Source organism: Senegalimassilia faecalis (genome assembly GCF_004135645.1).
GTDB lineage: Bacteria > Actinomycetota > Coriobacteriia > Coriobacteriales > Eggerthellaceae > Senegalimassilia > Senegalimassilia faecalis.
Window position 1 is genome coordinate 1701598 of the sequence record NZ_SDPW01000001.1, and the last position, 17154, is coordinate 1718751.

The following is a 17154-nucleotide window of genomic DNA, read 5'->3' on the forward strand; positions in this document are numbered from 1 at the left end:
AAATCGGTGACTGACAGGCCAACAAGAAGCCCTCCCTTCCTATGATATGACAAAAGACACGGAATCTGCCGAGGCGAAACGGGTTTGGCGAGCTCTCCTTCGGCGGAGCCTTTCTGTGCCTTTTTGGAAACGAGGAGAAGAGAAGAGGAGGAATCGATGGACAAACAAGGCATTATCGAGTCCAGCCGAAAGCGCCGCGAGGGCGAGCGCATCTTCTACACGTCCTGCCCGGCCAACGGGTGCTGGGACTCGGCCTGCGTGCTGAAGTGCCACGAGAAGGACGGGAAGATCATCGCTATCGAGCCCGACGACTCCGTGAACCCCAACGACTCCCGCGAGGACTGCGGTTGGGAGAACACGTGGAAGGGCAACGTGCAGATGCGCCCCTGCGCCATGGGGCATTCCTGGAAGAAGGAGCTGCACGCCGAAACGCGCCTTCTGCATCCCATGAAACGCGTGGGCGAGAAGGGCCCGGGCCGGGGCTACTTCGTCCAGATCACCTGGGAGGAGGCGCTGGACACCATCGCCGAGAAGATGATCGAGATCAAGGAGAAGTACGGCCCCTACGGCATCTTCCATTCCCAGTACCCCAGCTTCGAGAAGAACGGCTTCCCGCTGGCCCCTTGGTGGGAGGCGGGCTTCGGTGCCTGGGGCGAGCACTCCACCTCGGGCCATGCCGCCGGCGAGATGCTGCACCTCGGTGTTGACCTCACCAAGGTCACCCGCGGCCTGCAGAACTCCATGCCCGGTTTCGAGGCGCCCGACTTTTTCAACTCCAAGCTCTTCGTCATGTGGGGCATGGATCCGGTGGTCGCCTGGTTCGGCCCGACGTCCTACTACATGCAGCTGGCCCACGAGTACGGATTGAAGACCATCGTCATCGACCCGCGCTACACCCAGTCCGCCGAGATCCTCGCCGATCAGTGGATTCCCATCCGTCCCGGCACCGACCTGGCCATGATGCTGGCCGTGGCCCAGGTGCTCTTCGAGGAGGATTTGGTCGACCACGCCTTCGTCGACGAGTGGGTCGACAAGGAGGGCTTCGAGGAGTGGCGCGCCTACGTCATGGGCGAGGGCGAGGACGGCATCAAGAAGACGCCGGAGTGGGCCGCCCCCATCACCGCGGTGCCCGCCGAGACCATTCGCGAGTTCGCGCGCCTGTACGGCACCGAGAAGCCGGTGCACCTCCAGTACTTCTACTCTTGCGCCAAGCGGCACATGGGCGATTACTCCGCCTCGGCCTCGATGCTTTTGCAGGCCATGACCGGCAACATCGCCTGCCACGGCGGCTGCGAGTCCGGCGCCTGCCTGCCCACGCCGGGCCGCGTGCCGGCGCCGCGGGCCGACTGGCACCGCGATCCGGGCGACTACCAGGTGCCGGTGCTGTTCAACAACAACTGCCTCACCGAGATCCTCGCCCGCCAGGACGACTACTGGTCGGGCAAGATCACGGAGTCGGAGTTCCGGCACCTCATCGGCAGCCCGAACAACGACTGCCCCTTGCCCAACATCCAGATGATCATCTTCGAGAATAACTACGGCAACAACCACTCGAATGTGAACAAGCGCTTCGCCGGCATGGCCAACACCGAGTTCAACTGGGGATTCCAGTGGCACATGAACCAGCCCACCGCGGAGCTCTGCGACATCATCCTGCCGGCGCCCGTGTGGCAGTTCGAGGGCATGGACGAGTACATGTACGGCCACCAGCGCTTCGTGAGCGGCCCCAACGGCATGCGCAACTACTTCACCTTCTGCGCCCGCGGCCTGGACTTCCCCGGCGAGGTGCGCTCGAAGGAATGGGTGTGGACCGAGATTGCCAAGCGCCTGGGCGACGAGGTCGTCGAGGGCTACAACCCCCGCATGAAGGACGTGGCGGTCGAGGACTGGGTCGATGCCCAGGAGGCCATCTACAAGGAGGCCTTCGAGAAGTGGGCCGACAACGCCACCATCATGGCCTATCTCGGCTTTGACCATCGTCCCACCTGGGAGGAGTTCAACGCCCATCCGGTCATCCGCACGGAGATCGACGAGCCGTACTACCCGTTCAAGTCCGCCCTGGACAGGGGGGAGAGCCCGTTCAACACCCCCACGAAGAAGATCGAGTTCTCCTCGAACTTCGTGAAGACCCACGACATGACCGAGAGCCGTTGGCGCGGGCGCATCGACCCGATGCCGGTGTGGAGCCCCAGCTACGTGGAGGGCGATATCGGAAGCGCCTCTAACGACGGCTTCTACAACCCGAAGGTGAAGGACTACCCGCTGTCGCTCGTGACGCCCGTGTCGGTGTACCGTCAGCACTCCTCCAACGACAACAACCCCTACATGCGCGAGGACGTCTACCGCCACGCCGTGTGGATTTCCGGCGTGGACGCCAAGGCCCGCGGCATCAAGGACGGCGATCTGTGCCGCGTCTACTCCGATCGCGGCGAGACGATGCTGACCGCCTACGTCACCAACCGCTGCATGCCCGGCACCGCCGCGGTGCACCATGGCGGCTGGTACCAGACGGGCGGGGAGGCCTCCGAGATGAACGTGTTCGGCCAGGACATGCGCGGCACGCCCAACATCCTGCTGGACGACGGCCACTTGCCGCACATCCTCGGCGCGCTGATCATCGCCGGACTGGTGCAGGTGGAGAAGGTGGCCGACGGCGATGCCGAGGGCTTCGGAGGCGAGGCCGAGCGCGGCGGCGCCCGCGGCGCCATGGTGGCCGTGGCCTGTCGCGATCGCCTGGCCAAGAAGGACGGTGCCCGGGATGCGGCGGCCGTGGCCATGGAGGCCGCCGAGAACGGCTCCGATCCGGCGTGCGCCGTCGAGAACGCCTAAGCGAGAGAGAACGAGAGGAGGAACAATGACCCAGTACGGATTCTTTTTCGATATGAACCGCTGCTACGCCTGCCAGGCCTGCAGCATCGCCTGCAAGGACTGGAACGAGATCGAGCCGGGCGCCGAGAAGTGGATGACGGTATACGAGTGGGAGGGCGGCACGTTCCCGAACCTGCGCCTGCACTCGTTGGCCTTTAGCTGCGCCCACTGCGAGAACCCCGCCTGCGTTGCGGCCTGCGAGAGCGGCGCCCTGTACAAGGAGGAGGAGTACGGCGCGGTGCTGGTGGACCAGGACAAGTGCACCGGGTGCCGTCAGTGCTACGACGCCTGCCCCTACGGCGCTCCCAAGTTCGCCACCGACGAGCCCACGGCCAAGATGAGCAAGTGCACGATGTGCGTCGATCGCCTGGCCGAGGGCAAGCAGCCCGCCTGCACCATGGCCTGCCCGCTGCGCGCCTTCGACTTCGGCCCGCTCGATGAGCTCATTGAGAAGTACGGCGACGTGCGCTACTGCGAGGGCATGCCCGGCCCCGATGCCACGAGCCCGGCCTTCCTCATCTGGAACCCGCGTGAGAAGACCCCGCTTGTGCCCTACGACGTGAAGGAGGCCATCGCGCTTAACCAGCAGCGCGGCGACCTCGGCACCATGTTTGAGAGCGAGGAGGACCTCACCGTCTTCGAAGAGGGGACCATCGGCCGCGACGGGCTGAAGATGAAGCACAGCTCGAACATCGAGCTCATGCGCGCCACGCGCAACGACATGGCCTGATTTCGGGCACTGTCGCCGTGGACGGGCGGGCGTCGGGAGGGCGCCCGCCCCTTTTTGGACATCTATGCTCTGTTGCGGATATGGAGGATCTGCAAGGGGGCTTAGAGGAGAAGATAAACCTCTAGGAAAGGGGAAAATTCATGGAGTGGATCGGAGTAATCGGCATTATCGTCGGTCTCGTCTTCTTCGTCGTTGCGGCCATGAAGGGCTGGAACGTGCTCATCACGTCTATCGTGACCGCCATTATCATCGCGCTGACCAACGGCATGGACATCATGAACTCGATGGTCGGCACGGAAAAATCCTACGTTACGGGCCTTGCGGGATTCATCCGCGGCAACCTGCTGATCTTCATGGGCGGCGCCATCATGGGCGAGTTCATGGACAAGTCGGGTGCTGCCAAGGCCATCGCCCAGGCCATTATGGCCAAGGTGGGCTCCAAGAGCCCGTACTTCGTGCTGCTGGGCATCTCCGCGGTGGGCGCCCTACTCACCTATGCGGGCATTTCGATGTTCGTGGCCATGTTCGCCCTCATCCCGCTGGCGCGCCCGATGTTCCGCGAGTGCAACATCCCGTGGCATCTGTTCTGCGCGGCTTGGACGCTGGGTGCCTGCTCGTTCACCATGGCCATGATCCCCGGCGTGCCGGCCGTGGCCTGGATCAACGCCTCTAACGGCTGCGGCGTGTCGCTGACCGCCGCCCCCATCATGGGCATCGTGGGCTCCATCATCGCTATTGCGGTGAGCTGCGTCTACATCAAGTTCGCTTTGAAGCGCGCTGAGGCCAAAGGCGAGCACTACGTTGCCGACGACGATGACAAGGAAGTGGAGGCCGACACCAACATTCCGCCCCTGGGCCTGGCTCTCCTGCCGCTCATCGTGCTCATCGCCGTCATCATCGGCCTGTCTGCCACCGGCATGAAGAACGTCGTGTACATCGGCATGGTCTGCGGCGTCATCGCCTCAATCATCTGCTTCTTCAAGTACCTGCCGAGCCTGCGCGACACGCTGGGCAAGGGCGCTGTTGCCGGTGTGGGACCCGCTGTGTTCACCTCCGCTGCTGTGGGCGTGGGCACCGTGGCCGCCGCCTCTGCGGGCTTCACGGTCATCTATGAGGCCATCTTCAACATGCCCGGCGGCACCTACGTGTCCGCTGCCACCATGGCTGCGGCTCTCGGTGGCATCATGGGCTCCGGCTCGGGTGCTGTGGGCATTATCGCCCAGAACTTCCTGGAGCCCTACCTGGCCACTGGCGTCGACCCGGCCGCTCTGGCGAAGATCATCGCCACCTCTGCCACCATCGGCGGCGCCCTGCCCAACTCCGGCGCCATGTTCGGCATGCTCGCCGCCATGGGCCTGAACCACAAGAACTCTTACAAGCACATCGCCGCCATTTCCATCGGCGCCGGCTTGTGCTCCCTTGTGGTCATGATTATCATGGCCAACGTGGGCATCTACTAGGCCAGACGGCCCCAATGAGATGGAGGCGCGCAGAATCCGCGCGCCTCCCTTCGGGAGGACGGGCATCCTCCAGGCCCTGCCCTCCACCACCGATTTGCGCCTGCCTCGTCAGGCGTTCGGATAGAAACGTGTCGCAAAAGCGGCGCGTCCGTTCGACGAAAAGGAGACCACCATGTGCTTCAGACCAGCCAGCGCGGCCGCCTCGGGTCCGGCCGAGTGTCCCGAGTGCCACAAGACCATCGAGGCCGTTGACGGCATCGAGCTTAAGAACTGCCCGTTCTGTGGCTGCGATTTCACGCCTTACCTGAACGGCAGCAAGCCCGTGCCCGGCGCCCCCGCGGCCCCCGGCGCCCCGAAGCCGCCTTCGGCTCCGGGAGCCCCCAAGGCCCCTGGCGCCCCGAAGCCGCCTTCGGCTCCGGCAGCCCCCAAGGCCCCTGGCGCCCCCAAGCCGCCGAGCGCCTAGGGATCAGCGCCTAACGCGCACGCGAAGGGAGCTGGGACGTGCGCCCAGCTCCCTTCCCGAAGGCTCCCTCTTTGCGAGGGGCGGGAGTCTTCGGGAAGGGACCATCCGTCGATTGTTCGAAAAGGGGGCAGGTGTCGATGGGTTTCAATGAGGAGAAGGTCAAGGGGAAGCCGACGACCGACGTGGCGAAGCGCTCGAGGGGTCGCGCGCCGTCGGAGGGGGAAGGCTCCCCCAAGAAGAGGGGATCGGCGACTAGTCAAGTGTCGCTGTTCGAGCGCGTTCCGCAATCGGAACGTCTCGCCTGGCCGGATATCGCGGCCATTCTCTCCGGTGTGGTGTCCAGCCTCTCCAAGCTCATGGGCGGTGGCATTGTAGCCTTTTACGCCGGCTGCCAGATGGGCGGCGTCACCGTGGCCATCACTTTTGCTCTCTCGTTTCTGCTCACGTGGTTCGTGGGACGTATCTGCTATCGGGAGGGCTTGCCCAGCAATGTGGTCTCTCGCTATTACATCTTTGGCAAGAAGGGCTCGGCGGCGGGTTCTCTCATCTGGATTTTCGTAATCGTCGGCGTGCTCGCCGTGGGCACGGTGCAGCTCGGCAATGCGATTCTTTTTGCCTTTGGCTGGGAAAGCGAGGTCGCGCGTTGGGCGCTGTTCATCGGCATCTCGTGCGTGTGGGTGTTTATGGCGCTGTTCGGCACGAAGATCATCGCCCGCATGAACGCCGTTTTCGTTGTAGCGCTGTTCTGCGTCATGGGGTATGTCATCTACCTTATTGCCGCCGATGGGCAGCTTGTGGAAGCGGCCACTCACGGCATCCTCATTCCTGGCGTTGAGCCTGTGCAGGGTTTTGCCTATTCAGTGAACTACGCCATCATGACAAGTGGCCTGATGGCCCTGTTCGCCGCTGATTTTACGCGGTTCGCGCGTCGTGAGCGCGATATCGCTCCTATTGCCGCTACAGGGAGCATCTTTGCCATCATCACCTACATCTGCGGTGCACTCATCGTGTTCTACGGCTTCGACAAGTCGGTGGCTTACTTCGCGGCCCAGGGCATGGATCCGACGTTGGCAGCCCACGCCGCAGTGACTAATCCCGGCGTGTCGCTGGTATTGGCTGCCGGGGGAGTGGGGTTGGCGGTCATCTGCCTGTCGCAGATGAAGGTAGAGACTTCGAACTCCATCGGCGGCGCGAACGCGGTGGAGAACCTTGTGAATTCGATCACGGGTCGATCGCTTCCTTGGGCCGCCGCGGTCGTGGGCGCCAACGCCATCGGGCTCGCCTTCATCCTGTGTAACATCCTCGATCAGGTGAACGCGTTCATGAGTTATAGCTCCATCCTCACCTCGTCCTGGTGCGTGCTGCTCATTACCGACTATTACATCGTCCGCGGCAAGATGGGCATCGGGCGGCAGGGCATCGATATGGACAAGCCCGAGAAGTCAGTGCACTGGCGCGGCGTGGGCACCATCGCCGTGGTCACGGTGATCGGCAGCGTGCTATACGCCACGAACCTCGTGGCCGTGCCCTTCCTCGTGGTGGCCCCGCTCACCATGGTCGTCTATATCGCCGTCAGCTGGCTTCTGCGCGACAAGATTCGCGCCGGCGCAATCGGATAGGGCGATAGCAAGCTGCTTGGCTTAGCTTATACGCCCGGCGGTGGCGAAGGTGGTGTGCTCCAGGCACAGGAGGGTCGGCTCGGTGACGAGGCGGCCCTTTTCGGTGCTGGGAAGACGTGTGGCGGCGACTTCGATTTCCAGGACGAAGAGACGGTGGTCGCCGGCATCGCCGACTGAGGACACCTTCGCCGTGAAGGTGGATAGCGCGCAGGCCGGGTAGGGGAGCGCCGTACCTCCTGCTTCTTCCCAAGCGCAGGTGAAGCCCTCGCTCTTGTCGGTGGTGCGCCCCGAGTGCGAGCCGCACCACAGCACGGCTCTTGCGGCGTCGGCATCGACGGTGGAAAGCGTGCAGGTGCCCGTCTGCTCAAGGATCTCGCAAGTGAACGAGGTCGGCTTCAAGCCCAAGGCTACCAAAGGCGGCTCGTAGGAGAGCGGCGCGCAAAAGGCCACTGGCGTGAAGTTCGCGCGGCCGTCGCGGGCGGTGCCGATGACGACGACGGGTCGCGGTCCCAGCGCCGCGGCGATGGCTCGTCCCGACAGCGGTTGCCAAGGTGCACGGAAGGTATCTTTGCTGCTCATGAGACCTCTTGGCGGTTAGCGCCGCTACTCGGCATGGCCGAGACAGACCGGCTGGGCCGGTACGGGGATCCTCAGCGCGGCCGATGCCTCCTCGCGCAGCTCCTGGATGGTGGCCATGTAGCAGGCTAGGGCATCGATCCAGCGGCGCAGGGCCGCACGGCCCTCGGGCGTGAGCGAGAACAGGCGCTTGGCGGCGCCGGAAGTGGGCGTGTCCCACTCGGAGGTGACGAACCCCTGCTCCTCCATCTTCTTCAGCGTGCGGTAGATGCCAGCCGGATCCGGCTTCTTGCCGCCGAACATGGGGGAGGCCGCCGCCTTCTGAACGATGACGTAGCCGTGCAGGGGCTCGGCAGACTCGGCCAGCACGATGAGGATGGTGGGCTGGGACATGCGCGAGAGGGACTTGCCCAACTCGGCGCACTGCTTCAGGTCGTCATCGGATTTCGGGTTGCACGCATGCCACATAGGGCGGTCTCCTCGACTCTCTCAAGAACTTGCTTGCTTGCAATAATAGACTAAGTCAAACATTTTACCAAGCCCAATTTTGCGGATATATACTCAGCCTGTTGATACTACTTATTTCGGAAGAAAGTCATACCGAAAGGCTCATTTTCTTCGACGGACCCCCTTCTGATCTGGACTTTCAGCCGTAGGCAATTATTAGAGCAAGTCAAACATTGATCAGTCTAGTATCTGTCATTGATATGATCTACTCTATGCCAGAGACGTTTAGTAGATCGAAGCTCGAGAGGGGCATCCGGATCTGCTGAGGAGCCGTCCCAGGGCCTGCCGAAGGCGGGCGATAAGGAACGAGAGAAGAGGAGAGTTGTCCATGGGGAACGAGATTGACATCCACGCCCCCGGCGTAGAGATGCGCAAGTCGCTGTGCTACTTCTGCCATGCGAACTGCGGTGTCCTCGCCTATGTGAAGGACGGGGAGGTGATCAAGATCGAGGGCGATCCCAATTACTCGAACCAAGGCGGCCTCTGCTGCCGCGGCAACAGCGCCCTTCTGCATCTGAACCACCCCGCCCGCATCAACCATGCGCTCAAGCGCGTGGGCAAGAAGGGCGAGGGCAAGTGGGAGAAGATTCCCTACGACCAGGCCATCGCTGAGGTGGCCGAGCGCCTGAACCAGATCAAGGAGGAGTCCGGCGCCGAGGCCGTGGCCTCGGCCGGCGGCACGACGCGCACCGACGACTGGGCGCGCCGCCGCTTCATGAACCAGTTCGGCAGCCCCAACGGCTTCCATAATGCCCTTCTGTGCTGGATTCCCACCTTCATGGCCGAGACCTGCGTGGCCGGCTGGTCGCCCTTCGAGACCGATCTCGGCTCGGCCAAGGTGGTCATGCTGTGGGGCATGAACCCGGGGGCGTCATCTCTGGGCGCCATGCGCGGCTACACCGACCTGCAGAAGGCGGGCATGAAGATCATCGTGGTGGACCCGCGCTACTCCGAGACGGCGTCGAAGGCGGATCTGTGGCTGCCGCTGCGCCCCGGCTCCGATTCGGCTTTGGCCCTGGCCATGCTCCGCACCATCATCTACGAGGGCCTTTACGACTTCGCCTTCGTGCGCGACTGGTGCCAGGACTTCGACGCCTTGAAGGAGCACGTGCGTGACTACACGCCGGAATGGGCCGCGCCGCTCACGTGGCTGACCCCGGACCAGATCCGCGCGGCGGCCCGCATGTACGCCGGCAACAAGCCCGGCTGCATCCAGTGGGGCTGCACCTGGGACCAACTCGGCACCGCCTCCACGACGACGAGCCTCACGTTGGCCCTCATGCGCGCCATCTGCGGCAATCTGGACGTGCCCGGGGGCGACGGCATGCCGGGGCCGGCCCTGAACTTCCTCACCGACGAGGAGATGGAGGCCAACGAGTGCCTGCCCGAGGAGCAGAAGGCCAAGCAGATCGGCTCCAACAAATTTAAGCTGACGAGCTGGCCCGGCTACACGTTGATCTCCGACAACGCCAAGCGCACCTGGGGTAAAACGCTGCCGGCCGAGTGGTTCTGTGAGGCCCACGGCCCCAGCGTCTTCAAGGCCATCATTACCGGCGACCCCTATCAGATTCGCGGCCTCATCGTGAACGCCACCAACCCGGTGAACTCCTACGGCGATGCGAAGATGACGCTTGAGGCCCTGAAGAAGGTGGAGTTCCTCGTCACCGTGGAGTACTGGATGACGCCCACGGCGCTGCTCTCCGACTACGTGTTCCCGGCCGCCGGCGCGCTCGAGCGCCCGACCATCGTGACCCACTACGGCGCCACGGACTCGTTCCTCGGTGGCAAGCGCGCCATACGTCCGCTTTACGACCGCCATACCGACATGACCTTCTGGCGCAAGCTGGGCCTGGCCTGTGGGCAGGATCCGGAGATGTGGCCCTGGGAGACCGAGGAGGAGGCCTACTACCATATCCTCAAGCCGCTGGGTCTCGCCATCGAGTGTTACGACGACTTCGTGGACAACTACCGCATGTACTACCCGCCGCTGCACCAGAACAAGTACGTCGCCAACGGCGGTTTTTGGACCCCCTCGGGCAAGGTGGAGTGCGACTCTTCCATCCTGCGCGAGCTGGGCTATGCGGGCATGCCCACCTATATTGGCTGCTCCGAGAACGAGATCGACGATCCGGAGGTGGCGGAGAAGTACCCCATCGTGCTCACCACGGGCGGCGGATTCATGCCCTACCACCATTCCGAGCACTTCCAGATGCCCTCCATCCGCTATCTGTATCCCGATCCCTACTTTACCCTGAACCCCGATTTGGCCGACAAGCTCGGCATCGCCGAGGGCGACTGGTGCTGGATCGAGACGCGCCGCGGGCGCATCAAGATGCGTGCCAACGTGAGCCCGGAGATTCACCCCAACGTGGTGTACTGCCCCCGCGGCTGGTGGTTCCCCGAGCGCGACGGCTCGGCCGATCTGAACAACCCCTTCGGCTGCCTTGAGTCGAACACTAACGTGCTCACCTCCGTGGACGATTGGGACTGCGACCCCATGGGCGGCTCCTGGGCCAATCGCGGCCTGCTCTGCCGCGTCTACAAGTGCACCGAGTTCGACCACGAGTACCGGCCGGCCGATGCCCAGTGGTCCATCCCCGGCGACTCCTCCGAGCCCGGCGTCACCGTCATGCCGTCGGACCAGCGTCTGGCCCGCGAGAAGGTGCCCTTCGAGGCGCCTGAGATGGAACCTGCGCCCGAGGGCTACTACCGCGTGTGGCAGAACGGCCAGCTCTACCAGGAGGGCACCCATTTCCGCCTGGACGAGTCCGGCTGGCTCGTGAATCCCCGCACCAAGGGCTACCACGACGCCTATACCGGCTGGCGCTACGATCCCGACAGCGAGCTGCTCGTCGACGACGAGACCGGCACGTTCTATGACATGGACCGCCAAGAGGTCAACTTCGTGGGCGGTGTGCGCTGCTACCCGGGCCAGGGTGCGCCCTTCGAGGTCCCCGAGCAGTTGACGTGGAACGAGGAGAAAGGTTATGCGCAGCTGAACGAGCTTCCCTACGTGTACGATCCGGCCTCCGGCTGGCTCATCGACCCGGACACCGGCGCCTATCACGAGGCCTACTACGGCTGGCTCTACGACGGCGCCACCGACCAGCTCGTCTCCGAAGACGGCACGCGCTACACCATGGAGTACAACCCCATTGAGGCCGAGGAGGCCCAGGCCGCCGCTATCGGGGCCGCCGACGAAGAGGAAGGAGCCTAACGCTATGACCCGTTATGTCATGGTCGTCGACCAGAGCCGCTGCATCGGCTGCCAGTCGTGCACCGTCGCGTGCCGCACCTGGAACGACCTTCCCCTCGACATCATCTACAACCCGGTCATGACCGAGGGCACGAAGGGAACCTTCCCGGACGTGTACCGCACTTGGACCCCCACCCAGTGCATGCACTGCGCCAACCCCGAGTGCGTGCCCTGCTGTCCCACCGGCGCCAGCCAGCAGGACGACGATGGCACCGTTTGGGTTGACTCCAAGAAGTGCATGGGCTGCAAGGTGTGCGTGAACGCGTGCCCCTACGGGATGCGGGACGTGTCCCACATGGTGCCCCGCTTCGACCAGTACGTGCGCAAGTGCACGTTCTGCCGCGATCGGCGCGCTGCCGATCCGGCCGCCGAGCCCTACTGCGTGGCCACCTGCCACCAGCGTGCCCGCATCTTCGGGGACATCGACGATCCCGAGAGCGAGGTGTCGAAGCTCATCAACACCAATCACACCGAGCGCCTGTTCACCGAGCTCGGTACGGACCCGCAGATCTACTACATTCCCGAGATGGGAGGCGGTGCGCGATGAAGCATCACTACTGGGAGGCCCCCATTGTCATCTACCTGTTCCTAGGCGGCCTCGGCGGCGGCATCTTCTTCCTGTCCGCCCTGTTCGACCTGATCATTGTTCCGGGCTCCGGCTTGCTGTTCTTCGCTCCGGTGTTCTTCGCCCTGGCGGCGCTGGCCCTAGGCTGCTTCTTCCTCGTCTTCGAGCTGGGACAGCCGCCGGTGTTCTGGCGCGTGTTCACCACCAAGACCGCCATCATCAAGTGGGGCGCGGTGCTCCTGTCCGTTGCCATGATCTTCGGCTTCGTGTGGTGGGCCAGCTACCTGTACGTGCTCGGTTGGGAGTGGACCTTCGGTTTGGCCGCCGCCCTTGAGGGCGTCCGCCCGATCATGCTCGGCGTGGCCGGGGTGGCGGGCTTCGGCATCATGGTGTACACCGGCGTCATGCTCTCCACGCTGAAGGCCCACGCCTTCTGGGCCACCCCGGCGCTGCCGGTGCTGTTCACCATCTCGGCGCTCTCCACGGCTTGCGCGGCTATCGCGCTGTCGCTGGGAGGGGCCGTGGACGTGAACGTGATCGGTGCGGTGATGGCCGAGCTCATCCACGAGATTGTGCACATCGTCGACATCGTGCTCGTCGTGGCCGAGATCACCGTGCTGCTCATCATGGTCTTGAGCTTCTACGGCGCAGGCAACGTGTGCGCCCACGAGGTGGCCGCCCGCTGGGTGCGCGGCAAGACGGCGCCTCTGTTCTGGGGTGGCATGGTTTTCGGCGGACTGGTTCTGCCCCTGGCGCTCTACGTCTTGGGCGCAGGCTCCACCGGCTCCGAGGTCCTGGCGCCCATCCTGGTGCTCTGCGGCGGCCTGCTGCTGCGCTACCTGTGCGTCTATTCCGACGAGCGTGCGCCGCTGCCCGGCGAGGAGCGCTTCTACGAGCGCCTTCCGAAGAGCGACGCTGAGTTCCTCAAGGCCTGGACGAAGGGCGAGAACCTTTACTAGGTCGCCTTTGGATTGAATTCGGGGCCGCGCCTTCGCCCGGCGCGGCCCGCGTTGCAAGAGAGGAGATACCGCTATGGACGGCATCCTGATGACCGATGCGCTGACCGGCTGCGCCGTAGCGGTGGCGGCTGACGGATCGTCGGCGCGCGTGTCCGAGGGAGGGAGCCGCACGCGGGCCGCTTCGGTCTTCTTCCCTGGATGCTCACTGCTCAACTACGCCCCGGCCCTGGTCTCCACCTTGTCGGACTATCTCGCGCAGGCCGGCGCGGTGGACGGCACCTCGCTTCTGTGCTGCGGCAAGATCCTCGACTTCGAGGACGATGGCGCGGCCCGGCGGGCGGCCGTCGACGAGGCGCTGCGCCGGGCCGTGGAGGCGGCGGGCACCGAGCGCATCGTGGCCGCGTGCCCGAACTGCGCGGCTGCCCTCAAGCGCGCCCTCTCGACCGAGGTGGGCGCGCCGTGCGCGGAGGTGGTGGCCCTGCCCAAGGTGCTCGCCGAGCTCGGCTGCCGCATCGATCCGGCCACGGCGCGCGAGGTACTCGCCGCCAAGGGCTTCGCGGGCAAGGACGCCCCGAAGATGTGGGTGCACGACTCGTGCCCCGACCGCGGCGACTACGACTTCGGCCGCGGCGTGCGGGCGATGCTTCCCCCCGAGATGCTCATCGAGGACAACCTCGAGCCCTCGTCGCGCTGCTGCGGGTCCATCGCCCGGGCCGCCGGCCGGTACGAGGCGGCGCTCGCCCAGGGGGCCCGGCGCGCGGAGCACGCGGCCCGGCACGGCGCCGATGCCATGGTCACGGCTTGCATGAGCTGCGCGGCGTCCCTGGCCTCGGCCCAGGACGGGCTTCCCGTCGTCCATTACCTTGAGCTGCTCTGCGACTACCCCATGGACTGGCGCGTCGCGGCCCGCCCCCTGTCCCTGCGCTTCCTCATCGAGAACGAGCGGAAGGCGCCCGACGGAGGCCGCGACTTCGAGCTTCTTCCGGCGAGGGAGGGGGAGGCGCGGTGAGTGAGTCCGTCGAGCGTCCGAGCAACTGCCAGTACTGCGGCTACGCCTGCGCCGTCATCGCGACGGTGGAGGAGGGCCGCGTGACGAGGCTGCGCCCCGATCCGGCCCGCTACCCCTACGGCGCCTCGGTCATGGCCTCCTGCAAGCGCTGGCCTATGAACGTCGGGGCGCTGGATGCGCCGGACCGCGTGAACTATCCCCTGCGGCGGGTGGGAGAGCGGGGGAGCGGCCGATGGGAGCGGGTGAGCTGGGACGAGGCGCTGGACGACATCGCCGCGCGGCTTTCGGCGCTCGCCGAGGAGCACGGTCCTGCCACCCTGGCCAGCGCCATCGGCGGCCCGCATTGCTCGTTTTGGCCGCTCCACCGATTCATGAGCCGCTTCGGCTCGCCGAACAACATGGGCATCGGGCAGATCTGCTGGAACCCGCGCATCTGGATGGACATGGTCACCTTCGGCTGGACCGTGGAGGCCGATATCGTCCCCGGGCTCACGGAGTGCCTCGTCCTGTGGGGCACGAACCCCGCCCAGTCCGATAACTCCGCCTTCTGGGGGCATATCCAATCCTATGCCGCCGGCGAGGGGTCTCTCGTGGTGATCGACCCGCGCAAGACCGAGGCCGCCGAGATCGCTGATTTGTGGCTGCCCGTGCGCCCTGGCACCGACGCGGTTTTGGCCCTGGGCCTTCTGAACGCGATCATCAGCGAGGGGCTTTGTGACGAGTCGTTCGTGGAGGCGTGGTGCCACGGCTTCGACGAGTTGGCGCGCTGTGTTGCCCCTTGGACGCCCGAGGAGGCGTCGAGGGTCTGCGGCGTGGACGCCGACGACATCCGCCGGGCCGCCCGCCTGTTCGGCTCGGCCCGCGCCGCCGCGCTGGTGTCCGGCCGCGGCATCGACCAGCTCGGGCGCGCAGTGCCCCACGTCCATCGGGCCATCTGCTGTCTGCGCGCTATCACCGGCAACGTGGATGTCCCGGGCAGCTGCCTTCTGGCGGAGGCGCCGGACTTCATAAGCGAGCAGGCCATGGAGCAGAGCGACGCGATGGCGCCCGGCTGCCGCACGGCGTCCCTCAACGCCGGGCGTACGCCCCTGCAGAGCTTCGAGGGCTACGACGCCCTGCGCGCTCTCACTGAAAGACACGGCCGCACGCCTCCCATGCGCTACCTCACCTCGGCCCTGCCCGACTACGTGCTCACCGCCATGGAAACCGGCGAGCCCTATCCGGTGCGGGCGCTCATCGTGAACGCCACCAACCCGCTGCTCACCTACGGCGACTCCGCCCGTGTGCGCCGGGCGCTTGCGGGCCTCGATCTGCTCGTGGTGCTCGAGTACCGCATGACACCCACGGCGGCTCTGGCCGATTACGTGCTGCCCGCGGCTGGCGCCCTCGAGCGGCCGGTGCTCCAGGTGCACGGCGGTGTGGCCAACGCGGCCTACGGCGGGCCCGCTGCGGTGGCGCCCCTTTACGAGCGCAAGCGCGACTACGACGTGTTCCGCGATCTGGGACTTCGCCTGGGCCAGGAGGATGCCTGGCCCGAGGAGACTTTGGAGGAGGCCTTTGCCGCGAGCTTGGCGCCCACGGGCCTTTCCTGGGACGAGTTCTGCGCCACGGGCCTGTACTGGCCCGCGCCCACGCCGCGCAAGCACGAGCTGCCCGGCGCAGACGGCGCGCCCCGGGGGTTCGCCACGACTACGGGAAAAATCGAGCTGGCGAGCGAGTTCCTTCCGCGCTTCGGTGGCTCGCGCGTGCCCGAGCCGATCGTGGTCGGCGCGTCTGGGCCCGGAGGGCGCGCCGCGTTCGGCGAGGTGGCGCCTCGGGACGGGGGCCTGCCCCTCACCCTGATCACCGGCGCGCGGCGCCAGCCCTACAACGGTTCCATGTACTTCGAGAACCCGCGCTTTCGGAAGGCGTGCCCGGCGCCACAGGCCACGGTGAGCCCCGCCACGGCGGCGGTCCTGGGCCTTGGGGTGGGGGATCCCGTCGAGGTTCGAACTGCCGTCGGCACGGCGCGGTTCCTTCTGGAGGTCGCTCCCATGCGCGACGACGTGGTGAGCGTCGACTACGGCTGGTGGCGTCCCGAGGAGGACGCATCCGCGCCGCACTTCGGCGCCATGGACGAGTCCAATGCCAACCACCTTACCAGCTGCACGGCCGAAGAGCCCCTGATCGGCACCTGGCGCTACAACGCGATTCCGTGCCATATCGCGCCCTTCGCCGGGCGACTCTCCTGGCAAGACGATAGAGAAGATACGACCATACCGAGAAAGGACGAGACAGCATGACCAACCGCAAGTGCGCCTTGCTCATCTTCAGCAAACCGCCCGTGCCCGGCCTCGTGAAGACGCGCCTCACGCGCGAGCGGGGCGGCATCCTTACGCCCGAGCAGGCCGCCGAGTTCTTCCGCCGCAGCCTCTACGACGTGAGCGAGCTTTCCATGCACGCGCTCATCGAGCTGCAGCGCGAGAACGACGCGGCCGTGGCCGCCGATCCGACGGCGGAGGCCGTCACCTACGACTTCTACGTGTCCACCACCCCGGCCGACAACGTCCAGCTCATGCGCGAGACCTACGAGGCTATCGGCCCGTGGCCCATGGAGGTGCACTACCTGACCGATGCGGGCGCCACCTTCGACGACCACTTCGACGACGCCTTCTCGCAGCTGTTCGCCTTGGGCTACGATGCGGTGGTGTCGGTGGGAGGCGACATTCCCACGCTGCCGAAGAGCCACATCACCCAGGCCTTCCAGTGGCTCGACTACTTCCGCTCCCTCGGCACGCCCGGTTTCGTGCAGGCGCCGTGCCAGGAGTGCGGCACGTCTTTGGTTGGCTGGTGCGCCGAAACCCCCATGGACAACCAGGGCGTCTACTACAACACCGGCGGCAAAGCGGCGCTCGACGCCTACGTGGAGAAGCTGAAGGCCACCGGCGCCCCCTCGGCGTACCTGTCGCCGGTGGCCGATGTGGACGAGGGGAGTGATCTGGCCCACGCCATCTCGTGCCTGCGCGCCATCGAGGAGGCGGCCCCGCACCAGGGGCTGTTTGTGCCCCGGCGCGTGCTCGACTGGATCAATTTCCTGGGGCTGAAGGTGACCACTCCCCCCAACGAGAACCACGACCCGCGCCAGTATATTGACAAGTAGGAA

The 17154-nt window shown here is 65.5% G+C and carries 13 protein-coding genes; 11 read left to right on the forward strand and 2 right to left on the reverse strand.

Annotated elements, in window-relative coordinates:
• The first annotated feature begins 156 nt into the window (after positions 1-156).
• From ET524_RS07190 to ET524_RS07210, 5 genes are all read left to right on the forward strand, one after another.
• On the forward strand, positions 157-2829 hold the full coding sequence (locus ET524_RS07190; protein ID WP_129424512.1) for a molybdopterin-containing oxidoreductase family protein: 2673 nt from the start codon (positions 157-159) through the stop codon (positions 2827-2829).
• A 25-nt stretch (positions 2830-2854) separates the two neighbouring features.
• Positions 2855-3598: a 4Fe-4S dicluster domain-containing protein gene (locus ET524_RS07195; RefSeq protein WP_129424515.1), complete on the forward strand. Its 744-nt coding sequence runs from the start codon at positions 2855-2857 to the stop codon at positions 3596-3598.
• Positions 3599-3738: 140 nt separating this feature from the next.
• A complete protein-coding gene (locus tag ET524_RS07200; RefSeq protein WP_129424517.1) occupies positions 3739-5058 on the forward strand; it encodes a GntP family permease in 1320 nt (439 codons plus the stop codon).
• A 172-nt stretch (positions 5059-5230) separates the two neighbouring features.
• Complete coding sequence (locus ET524_RS07205) at positions 5231-5521, forward strand: hypothetical protein (RefSeq protein WP_129424519.1); 291 nt, start codon at positions 5231-5233, stop codon at positions 5519-5521.
• Positions 5522-5658: 137 nt separating this feature from the next.
• On the forward strand, positions 5659-7140 hold the full coding sequence (locus tag ET524_RS07210; RefSeq protein WP_129424521.1) for a hypothetical protein: 1482 nt from the start codon (positions 5659-5661) through the stop codon (positions 7138-7140).
• A 21-nt stretch (positions 7141-7161) separates the two neighbouring features.
• Here ET524_RS07210 and ET524_RS07215 read toward each other — a convergent pair whose 3' ends face one another.
• Both ET524_RS07215 and ET524_RS07220 read right to left on the reverse strand, forming a co-directional pair.
• Positions 7162-7719, reverse strand: a complete 558-nt coding sequence (locus tag ET524_RS07215; RefSeq protein ID WP_129424523.1) for a flavin reductase family protein — start codon at positions 7717-7719, stop codon at positions 7162-7164.
• A 24-nt stretch (positions 7720-7743) separates the two neighbouring features.
• The gene (locus ET524_RS07220; RefSeq protein ID WP_129424525.1) at positions 7744-8184 is read right to left on the reverse strand and encodes a PadR family transcriptional regulator; all 441 of its coding nucleotides are present in this window, start codon (positions 8182-8184) and stop codon (positions 7744-7746) included.
• Positions 8185-8551: 367 nt separating this feature from the next.
• Here ET524_RS07220 and ET524_RS07225 point away from each other — a divergent pair, with 367 nt between their 5' ends.
• From ET524_RS07225 to ET524_RS07250, 6 genes are all read left to right on the forward strand, one after another.
• On the forward strand, positions 8552-11440 hold the full coding sequence (locus ET524_RS07225; protein ID WP_129424527.1) for a molybdopterin-dependent oxidoreductase: 2889 nt from the start codon (positions 8552-8554) through the stop codon (positions 11438-11440).
• 4 nt (positions 11441-11444) lie between these two features.
• Complete coding sequence (locus ET524_RS07230) at positions 11445-12026, forward strand: 4Fe-4S dicluster domain-containing protein (protein ID WP_129424529.1); 582 nt, start codon at positions 11445-11447, stop codon at positions 12024-12026.
• Positions 12023-13003, forward strand: a complete 981-nt coding sequence (gene nrfD, locus ET524_RS07235) for an NrfD/PsrC family molybdoenzyme membrane anchor subunit (protein WP_129424531.1) — start codon at positions 12023-12025, stop codon at positions 13001-13003. The genes ET524_RS07230 and nrfD overlap by 4 nt, the downstream gene beginning before the upstream one ends.
• A 73-nt stretch (positions 13004-13076) precedes the next feature.
• Positions 13077-14012 (forward strand): heterodisulfide reductase-related iron-sulfur binding cluster, encoded by a 936-nt coding sequence (locus ET524_RS07240; protein WP_129424533.1) that lies wholly within the window; start codon positions 13077-13079, stop codon positions 14010-14012.
• Positions 14009-16294 (forward strand): molybdopterin-containing oxidoreductase family protein, encoded by a 2286-nt coding sequence (locus ET524_RS07245; RefSeq protein ID WP_201738713.1) that lies wholly within the window; start codon positions 14009-14011, stop codon positions 16292-16294. Before ET524_RS07240 ends, ET524_RS07245 begins: the two co-directional genes overlap by 4 nt.
• Positions 16291-17151 (forward strand): TIGR04282 family arsenosugar biosynthesis glycosyltransferase, encoded by an 861-nt coding sequence (locus tag ET524_RS07250; protein ID WP_129424535.1) that lies wholly within the window; start codon positions 16291-16293, stop codon positions 17149-17151. Before ET524_RS07245 ends, ET524_RS07250 begins: the two co-directional genes overlap by 4 nt.
• Positions 17152-17154 lie beyond the last annotated feature (3 nt).